The sequence below is a fragment of the Actinophytocola sediminis genome (assembly GCF_054779715.1).
The window spans coordinates 98,041-112,856 of the sequence record NZ_BAAGXS010000021.1; the positions used below are offsets into that span (position 1 = coordinate 98,041).

Annotated in this window: 14 protein-coding genes; 12 read left to right on the plus strand and 2 right to left on the minus strand. The window is 69.9% G+C overall.

Features of this window, described 5'->3' with window-relative positions:
* Nucleotides 1-8 precede the first annotated feature (8 nt).
* From ACYVIP_RS14365 to ACYVIP_RS14390, 6 genes are all read left to right on the plus strand, one after another.
* Nucleotides 9-1,097 (plus strand): M24 family metallopeptidase, encoded by a 1,089-nt coding sequence (locus ACYVIP_RS14365; protein WP_460396204.1) that lies wholly within the window; start codon nt 9-11, stop codon nt 1,095-1,097.
* Nucleotides 1,098-1,129: 32 nt separating this feature from the next.
* Complete coding sequence (efp, locus tag ACYVIP_RS14370) at nt 1,130-1,693, plus strand: elongation factor P (RefSeq protein WP_460396206.1); 564 nt, start codon at nt 1,130-1,132, stop codon at nt 1,691-1,693.
* The gene (gene nusB, locus ACYVIP_RS14375; RefSeq protein ID WP_460396208.1) at nt 1,693-2,112 is read left to right on the plus strand and encodes a transcription antitermination factor NusB; all 420 of its coding nucleotides are present in this window, start codon (nt 1,693-1,695) and stop codon (nt 2,110-2,112) included. Before efp ends, nusB begins: the two co-directional genes overlap by 1 nt.
* Before the next feature lie 77 nt (nt 2,113-2,189).
* The gene (locus ACYVIP_RS14380; RefSeq protein WP_460396210.1) at nt 2,190-3,107 is read left to right on the plus strand and encodes a DMT family transporter; all 918 of its coding nucleotides are present in this window, start codon (nt 2,190-2,192) and stop codon (nt 3,105-3,107) included.
* Between the two features lie 101 nt (nt 3,108-3,208).
* Nucleotides 3,209-3,613 carry a hypothetical protein gene (locus tag ACYVIP_RS14385; RefSeq protein WP_460396212.1) on the plus strand — a complete coding sequence of 135 codons (405 nt, stop codon included), beginning with the start codon at nt 3,209-3,211 and terminating at the stop codon, nt 3,611-3,613.
* 32 nt (nt 3,614-3,645) lie between these two features.
* Complete coding sequence (locus ACYVIP_RS14390) at nt 3,646-4,701, plus strand: hypothetical protein (protein WP_460396214.1); 1,056 nt, start codon at nt 3,646-3,648, stop codon at nt 4,699-4,701.
* Nucleotides 4,702-4,704: 3 nt separating this feature from the next.
* On the opposite strand, the gene ACYVIP_RS14395 is transcribed toward ACYVIP_RS14390, so the two are convergent.
* On the minus strand, nt 4,705-5,340 hold the full coding sequence (locus ACYVIP_RS14395; RefSeq protein WP_460396216.1) for a DUF3558 domain-containing protein: 636 nt from the start codon (nt 5,338-5,340) through the stop codon (nt 4,705-4,707).
* Between the two features lie 113 nt (nt 5,341-5,453).
* On the minus strand, nt 5,454-5,942 hold the full coding sequence (gene bldD, locus ACYVIP_RS14400) for a transcriptional regulator BldD (protein WP_075123575.1): 489 nt from the start codon (nt 5,940-5,942) through the stop codon (nt 5,454-5,456).
* A gap of 257 nt (nt 5,943-6,199) precedes the next feature.
* On the opposite strand from bldD, the gene pyrR reads away from it, so the two are divergent.
* From pyrR to pyrF, 6 genes are all read left to right on the plus strand, one after another.
* The gene (pyrR, locus tag ACYVIP_RS14405; protein WP_460396218.1) at nt 6,200-6,790 is read left to right on the plus strand and encodes a bifunctional pyr operon transcriptional regulator/uracil phosphoribosyltransferase PyrR; all 591 of its coding nucleotides are present in this window, start codon (nt 6,200-6,202) and stop codon (nt 6,788-6,790) included.
* 154 nt (nt 6,791-6,944) lie between these two features.
* Complete coding sequence (locus ACYVIP_RS14410; protein WP_460396219.1) at nt 6,945-7,877, plus strand: aspartate carbamoyltransferase catalytic subunit; 933 nt, start codon at nt 6,945-6,947, stop codon at nt 7,875-7,877.
* Nucleotides 7,874-9,181: a dihydroorotase gene (locus ACYVIP_RS14415; RefSeq protein ID WP_460396221.1), complete on the plus strand. Its 1,308-nt coding sequence runs from the start codon at nt 7,874-7,876 to the stop codon at nt 9,179-9,181. Before ACYVIP_RS14410 ends, ACYVIP_RS14415 begins: the two co-directional genes overlap by 4 nt.
* Nucleotides 9,178-10,299, plus strand: coding sequence for a glutamine-hydrolyzing carbamoyl-phosphate synthase small subunit (gene carA / locus ACYVIP_RS14420; RefSeq protein ID WP_460396223.1), 1,122 nt, complete (start codon nt 9,178-9,180; stop codon nt 10,297-10,299). Before ACYVIP_RS14415 ends, carA begins: the two co-directional genes overlap by 4 nt.
* Nucleotides 10,286-13,612: a carbamoyl-phosphate synthase large subunit gene (gene carB, locus ACYVIP_RS14425; RefSeq protein ID WP_460396225.1), complete on the plus strand. Its 3,327-nt coding sequence runs from the start codon at nt 10,286-10,288 to the stop codon at nt 13,610-13,612. Before carA ends, carB begins: the two co-directional genes overlap by 14 nt.
* The gene (pyrF, locus tag ACYVIP_RS14430; RefSeq protein ID WP_460396227.1) at nt 13,609-14,442 is read left to right on the plus strand and encodes an orotidine-5'-phosphate decarboxylase; all 834 of its coding nucleotides are present in this window, start codon (nt 13,609-13,611) and stop codon (nt 14,440-14,442) included. Before carB ends, pyrF begins: the two co-directional genes overlap by 4 nt.
* Nucleotides 14,443-14,816 lie beyond the last annotated feature (374 nt).

The window sequence follows — 14,816 nt, forward strand, 5'->3', positions numbered from 1 at the left end:
TCGCACGTATGCCCGACAACCACGCCCGGCGCCGCGCCGCGCTGCGATCCCAGCTGCGCGCGCGTGACCTGGACACCCTGCTCGTGGTCGATCTGCGCAACGTCCGCTACCTGACCGGTTTCACCGGGTCCAACGCCGCCCTGCTGGTGCACGCCACCGACGAGGAGCGCACGGTCCTGTGCACCGACGGGCGCTATCTGACCCAGTCCGCGCGGCAGGTGCCCGATCTCGAGCGGATCATCGAACGGCCGTGCCCGCCCGCGCTGGTCGAGCACGCGGCCGCGCGGGGCTACCGCCGCACCGCCTACGAGAGCCATCGGGTCACCGTCGACGAGCTGGACACGCTGCGCGCAGCGGGTGATGTCGAGTTGGTTCGCGCACCGGGCCTGGTCGAGCAGCTGCGCGTGGTCAAGGACGACACCGAGATCGAGGCGTTGCGGATGGCCTGCGCCGCGGCCGATCGCGCGCTCGCCGATCTCATCGAGCACGGTGGCCTGCGCGCCGGCCGCACCGAGCGCGAGGTCGCCCGCGAGTTGGAGGGCCGCATGCTCGACCACGGCGCCGCCGGCCCGTCGTTCGAGTCGATCGTGGCCACCGGCGCCAACTCCGCGGTGCCCCACCACCGGCCGACCGACGCCGAGCTGCACACCGGTGACCTGGTCAAACTCGACTTCGGCGCGTTGGTCGACGGCTACCACTCGGACATGACCCGCACCTTCGTCATCGGCCAGCCAGCAGACTGGCAGCGGGAGCTGTACGACCTGGTCGCCGCGGCACAGGCCGCCGGTCGGGCCGCGCTGCGGGTGGCCGCCGAGGTCCGGGACGTGGACGCGGCCGCGCGGGGTGTGGTGGAGGACGCGGGGCGTGGCGCGGAGTTCGTCCACGGCCTCGGCCACGGCGTCGGACTGGAGATCCACGAGGCCCCGGCCCTGGCCAAGACGGGTGAAGGTAGACTGTCCGCCGGCATGGCAGTCACCGTGGAGCCGGGCGTGTACCTGTCCGGTAGGGGCGGGGTCCGCATCGAGGACACGCTCGTAGTACGGGACGGCGATCCAGAGCTTCTCACGTTGACGACCAAACAGCTCGTCGTCGTGTAGACCCCGTTGCGAGTACAGGAGATATCTATCCCGTGGCTTCCACCAACGACCTGAAGAACGGCCTGGTGCTCAACCTCGAAGGACAACTGTGGTCCGTCGTGGAGTTCCAGCACGTCAAGCCGGGCAAGGGTCCAGCGTTCGTGCGCACCAAGCTCAAGCACGTGCTCACCGGCAAGGTCGTCGACAAGACCTTCAACGCCGGCATCAAGGTGGACACCGCCACCGTCGACCGGCGTGAGATGACCTACCTCTACCAGGACGGCACGCAGTTCGTCTTCATGGACGGCGAGACCTACGAGCAGATCCACATCGACGGCGACGTCATCGGCGACAGCGCGCGGTTCCTGCTGGAGAACCACTCCGCGGTGGTCGCGACGCACGAGGACGCGCCGCTGTTCATCGAGCTGCCGACGTCGGTCGAGCTGATCATCAAGCAGACCGACCCCGGCCTGCAGGGCGACCGGTCCACCGGCGGCACCAAGCCGGCCACGCTGGAGACCGGCGCGGAGATCCAGGTCCCGCTGTTCCTGTCCACCGGCGAGAAGGTCAAGGTCGACACCCGCGACGGCCGTTATCTCGGCCGCGTCAGCTCCTAGTGGGCGCGCGCAGCAAGGCACGTAAACGCGCGGTCGACATCCTGTACGCGGCCGCGCTGCGCGACACCGATCCGCTGGTGCTGCACCGCGAGCGCACCGCGGCGGCGGAGCACCCGCCGCCGGACGACTACGCGACCTCCCTGCTCGAGGGCGTGGTCGCCAACCGGGAGCGGATCGACGAGCTGCTCACCGAGCACGCCGAGGGCTGGACCCTGGACCGGATGCCGTTCGTGGATCTGGCGATTCTGCGACTCGGGGTGTACGAGCTGCTGTGGGCAGGCGACGTGCCCGACCCGGTGGCCATCGACGAGGCCGTCCAGCTGGCGAAGTCCCTGTCGACCGATGACTCGCCGCGCTTCGTCAACGGTGTCCTCGGCCGCTTGGCCACGATCGCGGACCGGCTGCGCGCCACGCTGTGACCAGCATCATGTGACCTGCAATTCTCCTGTCCGAATCGGGCACGAGAATTGTCGGTGCCGCGATCTAGGTTGGCGGCATGGAGATCAATCAGGCCGGCGTCGACCGGCGCAGCCTCGCCGCGGCCGGGACCACCGTCCTGCTGTGGGCGTCTGCGTTCGTGTCGATCCGGGTGGCGGGGGAGCACTACTCGCCGGGCGCGCTGGCGCTGGGGCGGCTGCTCGCCGGCTCGGCGGTGCTGGTGACCGTGCTGCTGTGGCGGCGGGAGAGCTGGCCGCCTCGGGCCGCCTGGCCGGCCATCCTCGGCGCGGGCGTGTTGTGGTTCGGCGTGTACATGGTCGCGCTCAACTGGGGCGAGCGCGAGGTCGACGCCGGCACGGCGGCCATGGTGGTCAACATCGGCCCGGTGCTGATCGCGTTACTCGCCGGCTGGCTGCTCAAGGAGGGCTTCTCCCGCCAGGTGCTCATCGGGATCGCGGTGTCGTTCGCCGGCGCCGTGGTGGTCGGCGTCTCCATCTCCGGTGACACGCACGCGTCGGTGCTCGGGGTCGTGCTGTGCGTGGTGGCCGCGATCACCTACGCGATCGGCGTGACGTGCCAGAAGCCCGCCCTGCGGCACGTGTCGGGCGTGCAGTTCACCACGTTCGCCTGTCTGGTCGGCATGGTCGCCTGCTTACCCTTCGCCGGCCAACTGGTCGGCGAACTCGGGGACGCGCCGCTGTCGGCCACGCTCAACCTGGTCTACCTCGGCGTGTTCCCGACCGCGCTCGCGTTCCTCACCTGGGCCTACGCGCTGGCCAGGACCACGGCGGCGAAGATGGGCGCGACGACCTACGTGGTGCCCGCGCTCGTGGTCGCGATGTCGTGGCTGCTGCTGGACGAGGTGCCTGGCTGGCTGAGCGTCGCCGGCGGCGCGCTGTGCCTGGCCGGCGTCGCGGTCTCCCGCATGCGACGGCGAGTCAGGCCGGTCCACCGTGAGGCGGTGGCCGTCAGCTGACCCCGGATCCTCAATTCTTGTGTGCATGACTCCCGCGTTCTGCCACGATGGGTGAGCGCGTGGACACGACTGGGAGTGTCCGCCTGAGGGGGCGAACGCACATGGACGAGGACGACGATCCGACCAAGGTCTACAAGATCAGCCCGGGCTACATGGAACAGATGATCGAGTGGTACCTCACGCCGGTGATCAACAAGCTCGGCGAGCTGCGGGACGGCTACACCGAGGCCGGGGCCGAGGTACGGGCGGCGCACGGCAACGAGACTCCCGGCTGGTTCGGTGGCGAGGGCAACGGCGAGGTGAAGGCTGCGAGCAGCTCGTTTCTCAGCGAGGTCAGCTCTCAGCTGGAGCAACTGGTTGCCGACCAGAGCGGGCTGGCGTCCTCGTTGACGGAGTACCGCGCGTTTCTGCTCAACCACGCCGACTGGGCACGCAAGCAGGACCAGTTGCATGCTGACCGGTTCGCGGCGATCCAGCGTGAGCTGGAAGGGTTCCGGTGGTCCTGATGGCGCTTCCTCCTGGGCGTGACGCTGTTCCGGTGCCAGGCATCGAGGAGTCGACGAATCCTCGGTTGTCGAAGGCGTCCGGCGAGTTGGCCGCGTGGGTCGAGTTCCTGCTGCGGCCGGAGTCGAACGACGGTCCGCGCATCTACCGGCCAATACCCCCGATGACTCCGGAGATGGAAGCGATCGGGGAGGTGGAAAGCCCGTACCGCATGGAGCTCAGGGAAGGCGCGCCCCAGTTCGACGACCCGCGCGAGTACGAGACGATCTCGGTGCTTGAGGACTTCGCGGCCGACACCACGGTGTTCCACAAGGCGGCCCAGGCGGTGAGCGGTATCAGCACCGCCATGATCGAGGTCACCTACGACAAGCTCACCAAGGGCTGCCTGACCTGGAAGGACGCAGAGGACGCGAAAGACCCGGGCAATGGACGCGTCGGCGACATCTCGTATGAGGAGAAGAACGCCACTCGGGCGAACTGGGTGGCGATGCGTACGGGCTGGACGGCGATCGAGGCAGCATCGGCGCATGCCTATGAGGAGGATTTTCTCCGGTACCAGGTTTTCACGGAGAACGCCTTCTTCGTGGTGGCCGAGCACCTGGTTCGCTACCGAGCCGTCCTGCACAAGGCTGGCGAGGACATCCTGGAACTCGTACAGGCCATGGTGGAGATGTGTCCGAAGAAAGTACCGGAGGGACAGGGTGGCCTCAATCTGTTCTCGGTGCTTGTCACCGGGCTGGTCGCAGCCGCGGCTACGGTCATCGGTGCCGGGTCCGGTGGGGTGACCACTCCGGTGTTGCTGGGGGTTGTCGTGACCGAGATGATCGGTGAGGCGGTGAAGACCGCCGAGGTAAAGGGCACGAAGAACGAACTGGTGCTGGACATCCACACGTACCTGCGAGACACCGCTCGGCAGTACCTGGATCAGGTCGACAAGATCGAGCGTGACACCGCCCAGGCGATCAACGACCTCCGCGACAGCCTTCGACGCCAGTTGGACAGTTTACGGCAGGACCGCATCCAGGAGGTCGTGCCGCAGAGCGGCGAGACTTCGGGCGCTGTTCCCAGGATTGGCAGCTACTTGCCATGAGGGTCAGTTCGCGGCCTTGATGGTCGTCAGCACCGCCGAGGCGATGGTTTTCGCCTCGGCGCAGACGTCCTGGCCGTGGAGGCCTTTCCACTGGTAGTAGAGCACTTTGATGTTGAAGACCGTGGTGTCGCTGATGCCGACGTCGAGGTTGCACTCGGACGGCTCAGCGGGGTTGTAGTGGAATCCCACGGCCGGATACCCGTTGACATCGGTCGGCTCCCATTCGGGCCATTGGCCGTCGTGGTGCTGCTTGTACCGGTGGGTCAGGCCGGTTCCGTCGTCCGGGTAGTAGTTGACGTACACCAGGAGTTCGGTCTTGGGGTCGTGGTCGAAATAGGTGCAGTTGTCGTCGGACTGCTCCGGGTTTTGGCCGGTGCCAAGCCTGCCGTCACCCAGATCGAACTGGGTGCGCTGGGCGGGGGTGAGGCTTGTGCACGGGTCCTGTTCGAAGGTGCTGCCGTCCAGCGGGTTTGCCACACGGGGGACGCCAGCCGGCGGGGTGAACGTCGTGGTCGTGACCGTGGGGGAGGACGTCGTGGAGGTCGGCGGTGGTGGTGAGGCCTCGCTGTCGCATGCGGCCAGCAGCGTTGCCGACAAGACGACGGCGACGTGGTGGAACCTGACCCGTGGCATGCGCATCGGCCCCCCTGATCGCGTGCGTCAGAGGGTGAGCCTACCGGTAGAACTGTCTTGTGACCTGGAAAACGGCATCGAAAACCGAGCCGGCGCGCCAGCCACCGGCTCGGCCGCGATCAGTCTTCTTTGGACGGTCGAGCTTCCGGGGGCAGCACGCCCCAGTCGATCAACTGTTCGGTCAGTTCGCCGGGTGTCATGTCGTAGATGATCGCCAGCGAGCGCAGGTCCTCGGTGCGGATGGAGAGCACCTTGCCGTTGTAGTCGCCGCGCTGGCTCTGGATCGTCGCCGCGTACCTGGCCAGCGGACCGACCTTCTCGGCGGGCAGCTGCTGTAGACGTTCCAGATTGATCACGATCTTGGTCGCCGGCTCGGCACCGGAGGGCACCCGTCCCTCTGGCAGCAGCTCGACCACCGGGACCCCGTAGAAGTCGGCCAGTTCGGCCAGCTTCTGCACGGTCACCGCGCGGTCTCCCCGCTCATACGAGCCGACCACGACGGCCTTCCATCGGCCGCCGGACTTCTGCTCGACGCCATGCAGGGACAGGCCCTGCTGTTGGCGGATGCCGCGGAGCTTGCTCCCCAGCGCCTTGGCGTAGTCGCCCATATGGCGATTCTCCCATTCATTCGCCCCGCTGGCCGATCTGTGTACGCCGCGGGTAGCCGCATATCAACACGCAGAGTAATGGTTACTTAGTGTTGTCACCAGGTCAAGCTGATCTGTGAATATCTGTGGTTGATCCGCATTAGTACCACCCGGTTGGTGGATCCATTGGCCCTGGTACGGTGCTAGCGCGCCCGACCTGGGCGCGAGTCCGACGTCCTTTAAGACCCGTCCAGCGAGGCGGGGAAGGAGGTCAAGCCGTGGCACCGCGCAACCGCGGTGCGGCGGAACCGGCTGGGCAGCGTGAGCTGCTCTCCGCCGGCGACGTCGCACGCACTGTCGCCCGAATGGCCCATCAGGTCATCGAGCGAACGGCACTCGACGTGCCAGACGCCGCACCGGTCGTCCTGCTTGGCATCCCCACCAGGGGAGCCCCACTCGCCACCCGGCTGGCAGCCAGGATCGCCGATTTCAGCGGCGTCTCCGTCCCGACCGGTGTGCTTGATGTCACCCTCTACCGGGACGACCTGCGCCGCAAGCCGACCCGTCCGCTCGTCGCCACCCAACTGCCCCCCGTCGGCGTGGACGACCTGCTCGTGATCCTGGTCGACGACGTCCTCTACTCCGGCCGCACCATCCGCGCCGCCCTCGACGCGCTGCGCGACGCCGGCCGGCCGCGCGCGGTCCAGCTCGCGGTACTCGTCGATCGCGGCCACCGGGAGCTGCCGATCCGCGCCGACTACGTCGGCAAGAACGTGCCAACCTCCCGCGGCGAGGAGGTCCACGTGCGACTGGCCGAGACCGACGGCCACGACGCCGTCCTGCTGCAGCGGGCGGAGGACACCCTGTGAGGCACCCTCGGCCAACCTCAGGATCGAAGCCATCCCGAGTCCTCCCCAACCGCACCTCAGGGGAACGTGACGCAACCCAGCCACAAGGACGCACACAAACAGCACCCTTCCTCCCCAACGCAACCAACACCTTGAAGCGCGGGGAGGCGGCACAGTGAGGCACCTGCTCAGCACCGAGGGCCTGGACGCCGCGGCCGCGACCGCCGTGCTCGACACCGCCGAGGCGCTCAAGCGCACCCTGCTCGGCCGGGAGGTCAAGAAGCTCCCGACGCTGCGCGGCCGCACCGTGATCAGCCTGTTCTACGAGGCGTCCACCCGCACCAGGGTGTCCTTCGAGATCGCCGGCAAATGGATGAGCGCCGATGTGATCAACGTCTCGGCCAGCGGCTCCTCGGTCGGCAAGGGCGAGTCCCTGCGCGACACCGCGCTCACTCTCGCCGCGGCCGGCGCGGACTGCGTGATCGTGCGCCACCCCGCCTCCGGCGCCGCGCACCGGCTCGCCGGCTGGCTGGCCGAGGCCGGCACGTCGGTGGTCAACGCGGGCGACGGCATGCACGAGCACCCGACCCAGGCCCTGCTCGACGCCGCCACCCTGCGGGAACGGCTCGGCGACCTGGCCGGCAGGCGGATCGCGATCGTCGGCGACGTGCTGCACAGCCGGGTCGCCCGCTCCAACGTCCACCTGCTCACCACCCTCGGCGCGCAGGTCGTGCTGGTCGCCCCGCCGACCCTGCTGCCGGCGCACGTCGGCCGCTGGCCGGTCACCGTCTCGCACACCCTCGACGCCGAGCTGCCCGGCGTGGACGCCGTGATGATGCTGCGGGTGCAGGCCGAACGCATGCACGGCGGCTTCTTCCCCTCCGCCCGCGAGTACGCCATCGCCTACGGCCTGAGCGAGGCCCGGCTGGCCACGCTGCCGGCACACGCGGTCGTGCTGCACCCCGGCCCGATGCTGCGCGGCATGGAGATCGCCTCCTCGGTGGCCGACTCGCCGCGTGCCGCGATCACCCAGCAGGTGGCCAACGGCGTGCACGTCCGCATGGCGGTGCTCTACCACCTGCTCGCCCACGAAGAGGAGATGGCGTGACGACACCGCTGGTGCTGCGCGGCGTACGGCCCTACGGCGACGGCGACCCGGTCGACGTCCTGCTGCGCGACGGCCTGGTCGCCGCCATCGAACCCACCGTGGACGCCGCCACGGACATCGCGGCCGCCGAGGTGATCGACGCGCGCGGGCAGGTCCTGCTGCCCGGGTTCGTCGACCTGCACACCCACCTGCGCGAACCCGGCCGCGAGGACACCGAGACCATCGCCACCGGCTCGGCCGCCGCCGCGCTCGGCGGGTACACGGCGGTGTTCGCCATGGCCAACACCGACCCGGTGGCCGACAACGCGGTGATCGTCGAACACGTCTGGCGGCGCGGCCGTGAGGTCGGCCTGGTCGACGTGCACCCGGTCGGCGCGGTCACTGTCGGCCTCGGCGGGGAGCGGCTCGCCGAACTGGGCACCATGGCCAACTCCCAGGCCAGGGTCCGGGTGTTCTCCGACGACGGCAAGTGCGTGCACGACCCGCTGCTGATGCGCCGCGCCCTGGAGTACTCCACCGCGCTGGACGTGGTCATCGCCCAGCACGCCGAGGAGCCCAGGCTGACCGCGGGCGCCCAGGCGCACGAGGGCGAGCAGGCCGCCAGGCTCGGCCTGGCCGGCTGGCCGGCCGTCGCCGAGGAGTCGATCGTCGCCCGCGACTGCCTGCTGGCCGGCTACACCGGCGCCCGCCTGCACATCTGCCACGTCTCCACGGCCGGCACCGCCGAGATCCTGCGCTGGGCCAAGGAGCGGGACATCCAGGTCACCGCCGAGGTCACCCCGCACCACCTGCTGCTCGACGACGATCGGCTGGCCACCTACGACCCGGTGAACAAGGTCAACCCGCCACTGCGCACCGCCGAGGACACAAAGGTGCTGCGCGAGGCGCTGGCCACCGGGGTCATCGACTGTGTGGCCACCGACCACGCCCCGCACGCGCCGCAGGACAAGGACTGCGAGTGGGCGGCGGCCCGTCCCGGCATGCTCGGCCTGCAGACCGCGCTGCCGATCGTGGTGGCCACGATGGTCGAGCCGGGGCTGCTGGACTGGCGCGGGGTCGCGCGGGTGCTCAGCGAACGCCCAGCCGAGATCGCCGGGCTGGCCGACCACGGCCGGCCGATCGCGGTCGGCGAGCCGGCGACGCTGACCCTGGTCGACCCTGCCGCGACCTGGACGGTGCGCGGCGCGGAGCTGGCCAGCATCGCCGCCAACACCCCGTACGAGGGCATGGACCTGCCCGGCCGAGTGGTCACCACGTTGCTGCGCGGGCGGATCACCGCTCGGGAAGGAGAGGTACGCGCATGACGCCAGCCGCGCTGGTTCTCGAGGACGGCCGGGTGTTCCGCGGTGCGGCGTTCGGCGCCACCGGCGCCACCCTGGGCGAGGTGGTGTTCTGCACCGGGATGACCGGCTACCAGGAGACCCTGACCGACCCGTCCTACCACCGCCAGATCGTGGTCGCGACCGCGCCACAGATCGGCAACACCGGCTGGAACGACGAGGACGACGAGTCCCGCCGGATCTGGGTCGCCGGCTACGTCGTGCGCGACCCGGCCAGGGTGCCGTCCAACTGGCGCTCCCGGCGCCCGCTGGACGCCGCGCTAGCCGAGCAGGGGGTCGTCGGCATCGCGGGGGTCGACACCCGCTCGCTGACCAGGCACCTCCGCGAGCGCGGCGCCATGCGCGGCGGGGTCTTCGCCGGCGACGCGGTCACCGACCTCCAGGCCATGGTCGACCAGGTGCTCGCCAGTCAGCCGATGACCGGCGCCGATCTCGCCGGGCAGGTCAGCACCCCGACCGGCTACGTCGTGCCGGCCGTCGGCGAGCGCCGGTACCGGGTGGCCGCCCTGGACCTCGGCATCAAGACCAACACGCCCCGCATGCTGGCCGCCCGCGGCATCGAGACCCACGTGCTGCCGGTGACCGCCACGATCGAGGACGTCCTCGCGCTCGAACCGGACGGCTTCTTCCTGGCCAACGGCCCCGGTGACCCGGCGACCGCCGACGGCCCGGTCAAGCTCACCCGCGACGTGCTGGCCCGGCGGCTGCCGGTGTTCGGCATCTGCTTCGGCCACCAGATCCTCGGCCGGGCCCTGGGCAAGGACACCTACAAACTGCGCTACGGCCACCGCGGCATCAACATCCCGGTGATCGACGTGGACACCGGCCGGGTCGCGATCACCTCGCAGAACCACGGCTTCGCGCTCGCCGGCGAGCCGGGGGAGCGGTTCGCCACCCCGTTCGGCGACGCGAAGATCAGCCACTACTGCCCGAACGACGGCTGCGTCGAGGGCGTGCGCGCGCTGGACGTGCCGGCGTTCTCCGTGCAGTACCACCCGGAGGCGGCCGCCGGGCCCCACGACGCCGCCCCCCTGTTCGACGAGTTCGTCAGCCTCATGGAGGACGCGCATGCCTCGACGTGACAACCTCGAACACGTCCTGGTGATCGGGTCCGGCCCGATCGTCATCGGCCAGGCGTGCGAGTTCGACTACTCCGGCACCCAGGCCTGCCGGGTGCTGCGCGAGGAGGGCCTGCGGGTCAGCCTGGTCAACTCGAACCCGGCGACGATCATGACCGACCCCGAGTTCGCCGACGCCACCTACATCGAGCCGATCACCGTGGACTTCGTGGAGAAGGTGATCGCCAAGGAGCGGCCGGACGCGCTGCTGGCCACCCTCGGCGGCCAGACCGCGCTCAACACCGCGGTCGCGCTGCACGAGCGGGGCGTGCTCGACAAGTACGGCGTCGAGCTGATCGGCGCGGACATCGAGGCCATCCAGCGCGGCGAGGATCGCCAGCGGTTCAAGGACATCTGCGCCGCGGTCGGCGCGCAGACCCCGCGCAGCGCGGTGTGCCACTCGATGGACGAGGTCCGCAAGACCGTGGCCGACCTCGGTCTGCCGGTGGTGATCCGGCCGTCGTTCACCATGGGTGGGCTCGGCTCCGGCATGGCGCACACCGCCGACCAGCTCGACCGGCTCGCCTCGACCGGGCTCGCGGAGAGCCCGGTGCACGAGGTGCTGATCGAGGAGAGCGTGCTCGGCTGGAAGGAGTACGAGCTCGAGCTGATGCGCGACCGCAACGACAACGTCGTGGTCATCTGCTCGATCGAGAACATCGACCCGATGGGCGTGCACACCGGCGACTCGGTGACCGTGGCCCCGGCCATGACCCTGACCGACCGCGAGTACCAGCACATGCGCGACGTCGGCATCGCCGTGCTGCGCGAGGTCGGCGTGGACACCGGCGGCTGCAACATCCAGTTCGCCGTGCACCCGAGCACCGGCCGGCTGGTCGTGATCGAGATGAACCCGCGGGTGTCGCGCAGCAGCGCGCTGGCGTCCAAGGCCACCGGCTTCCCGATCGCCAAGATCGCCGCGAAGCTCGCCATCGGCTACACCCTCGACGAGATCCGCAACGACATCACCGGCGAGACCCCGGCCTCGTTCGAGCCGACGCTGGACTACGTCGTGGTCAAGGTGCCCCGGTTCGCCTTCGAGAAGTTCCCCGGCGCCGACCCGACGCTGACCACCACGATGAAGTCGGTCGGCGAGGCCATGTCGATGGGCCGCAACTTCGTCGAGGCGCTCGGCAAGGCACTGCGCTCGATGGAGACCAAGGCCGCCGGCTTCTGGACCACCCCCGACCCGGACTCGGCCACTGTCGAGGAGGCCGTCGAGGAGGCCATCGAGGCGCTGCGGGTGGGGCACGACGGCCGGCTGTACACCGTGGAACGGGCGTTGCGTCTCGGCGCGACGGTCGCGCAGGTCAGCGACGCGTCCGGGATCGACCCGTGGTTCGTCGACCAGATCGCCTCGCTGGTCGAGCTGCGGGCCGAGGTCAGCGACGCGCCCGTGCTCGACGAGCCCCTGCTGCGTCGGGCCAAGCGGTCCGGTTTCGCCGACCGGCAGATCGCCGCCCTGCGCCCGGAGCTGGCCGGTGAGGACGGGGTGCGGACGCTGCGCCACCGCCTCGGGGTCCGGCCGGTGTTCAAGACCGTCGACACCTGTGCCGCCGAGTTCGCCGCCAGCACGCCTTACCACTACTCGGCCTACGAGTTCGATCCGGAAGCCGAGTCGGAGGTGACCGAGCAGCGCGACCGGCCCAAGGTGCTGATCCTGGGCTCCGGGCCGAACCGGATCGGGCAGGGCATCGAGTTCGACTACTCCTGTGTGCACGCGGCCATGGCACTGCGCGCGGCCGGCTACGAGACCGTCATGGTCAACTGCAACCCGGAGACCGTCTCCACCGACTACGACACCTCCGACCGGCTGTACTTCGAGCCGCTGACGTTCGAGGACGTGCTCGAGGTGGTGCACGCCGAGCGGCAGTCGGGCACGGTCGCCGGGGTGATCGTCCAGCTGGGCGGGCAGACCCCGCTCGGTCTGGCCAGGCGGCTGACCGAGGCGGGCGTGCCGGTCGTCGGCACCCCGGCCGAGGCCATCCACCTCGCCGAGGACCGCGGCGCGTTCGGCGAGGTGCTCGCCACCGCCGGGCTGCCGGCTCCCCGGTTCGGCACGGCGACCTCGTTCGCCGCGGCCAAGCGGATCGCCGACGAGATCGGCTACCCGGTCCTGGTCCGGCCCTCCTACGTGCTCGGCGGGCGCGGCATGGAGATCGTCTACGACGAGTCGTCGCTGGCCGGCTACATCCAGCGCGCCACCGAGATCACCCCGGAGCACCCGGTGCTGGTCGACCGGTTCCTCGACGACGCCATCGAGATCGACGTCGACGCCCTGTACGACGGCGAGGAGATGTTCCTCGGCGGGGTGATGGAGCACATCGAGGAGGCCGGCATCCACTCCGGCGACTCGGCGTGCGCGCTGCCGCCGATCACCCTCGGCCGGACCGACCTCGCCGCCATCCGCCGGTCGACGGCCGCGCTCGCCGAGGGCATCGGGGTGCGCGGGCTGCTGAACGTGCAGTACGCGCTCAAGGACGACGTGCTCTACGTGCTCGAGGCCAACCCGCGCGCGTCGCGGACCGTGCCGTTCGTGTCCAAGGCCACCGCGGTGCCGTTGGCCAAGGCCGCCGCCCGGATCATGCTCGGCGCCTCGGTCGCGCAGCTGCGGGCCGAGGGCCTGCTGCCGGCGACCGGCGACGGCGGCGAGCTGCCGCCGGCCTCCCCGGTGGCGGTCAAGGAGGCGGTGCTGCCCTTCCACCGTTTCCGCACCCCAGACGGCCACGGCGTGGACTCGCTGCTCGGCCCGGAGATGAAGTCGACCGGCGAGGTGATGGGCATCGACGCGTCGTTCGGCAAGGCCTATGCCAAGTCGCAGACGGCCTCCTACGGCTCGCTGCCGACCTCGGGCCGGGTGTTCGTCTCGGTGGCCAACCGGGACAAGCGCGCCATGGTGTTCCCGGTCAAGCGGCTGGCCGACCTCGGCTTCGAGGTGCTGGCCACCGCCGGCACCGCGGAAGTGCTGCGGCGCAACGGGATCCCGTGTACCGAGGTGCGCAAGCACTTCGAGACCTCGCGGGACGGCGAGCCGAACATCGTGGAGCTGATCCGGGCGGGCGGGGTCGACATGGTGATCAACACCCCGTACGGCAACCCCGGCCCCCGGGTCGACGGCTACGAGATCCGCACCGCCGCGGTGTCCCGCGACATCCCGTGTGTGACCACGATCCAGGGCGCGGCGGCCGCGGTGCACGGCATCGAGGCGTTGATCCGCCAGGACATCCACGTCGAGTCGCTGCAGTCGTTGCAGGCGACCATGAGGAGCGCGCGATGAGGGCACCGTTCGGCGCACGGCTGACGACCGCGGTCTCCCTGCGGGGGCCGTTGTGTGTCGGCATCGACCCGCACCCGTCGCTGCTGGTCGACTGGGGCCTGCCGGTGTCCTCGGCCGGGCTGGAGCGCTTCGCGCTGACCTGCGTCGAGGCGCTGGCGGGGGAGGTCGCGGTGCTCAAGCCGCAGTCGGCCTTCTTCGAGACGTTCGGCTCGGCCGGGGTCGCGGTCCTGGAGCGGGTGATCGCCGAGAGCAGGCAGGCCGGTGCGCTGGTGCTGCTGGACGTCAAACGCGGCGACATCGGCTCGACCATGGCCGCCTACGCCACGGCCTACCTCGCCGACGACTCGCCGCTCGCGGCCGACGCGGTGACGGTGTCTCCCTATCTCGGCTTCGGCTCGCTGGAGCCGGCGCTCGCGCTCGCCGAGCAGACCGGCCGAGGGGTGTTCGTCCTGGCGCTGACCTCGAACCCGGAGGGGGCCTCGGTCCAGCGCGCGGTGTCCGGGGAGCGCACGGTGGCGCAGTCGATCGTCGACGAGGCCGCGGCACGCAACGCCGGTGGCAGTCCGCTCGGCCCGGTCGGGCTGGTCATCGGGGCCACGGTCGGCGACCACGGTCTCGACCTTTCGGCGCACCACGGTGCGTTTCTGGCGCCGGGCTTCGGTGCGCAGGGCGGCACGGTGGCCGATCTGCGCACGGTCTTCGGCCAGAACCTGCGCCATGTCCTGCCGTCCACGTCGCGTGCGGTGCTCCAACACGGCCCGGAGGTGGCCTCGTTGCGGGCCGCCGCGCACCGCGTGCGCGACTCATTGGCGCTTGCGCACCCGCATTAGGCCGTTCGGCCGTAGGTAGTGCCTCCCGAGCTGCGAGTTCTTGCATCGTGGCGAATCGCCGGACGGTCGATGGCATGCGCTGGTCGGCACGAGTCTTCATACGGACTGAACTGGCGTGCCGCGCGGCCCGGAGAATGGCACTCCCACCGCATTGTCCAATCTGAATTCCGGCATTTTCTGTATGCGTTCGATGATCTGATTCCGGCACCCCCTGTAGCGGAAAACCCGAAAATGATCAAGGTCTGTGTCCGCGTTGCCCCAGGTCCGGGCGTTGAGTGCTACGGAGAGTAGATCTCGGCTTCGGAAAGCGCTACGTTGCGCACTAAGGTGGACCCGCGTTGTCGCGACCGCTCCGACCTCGGTAACGTCGCGGC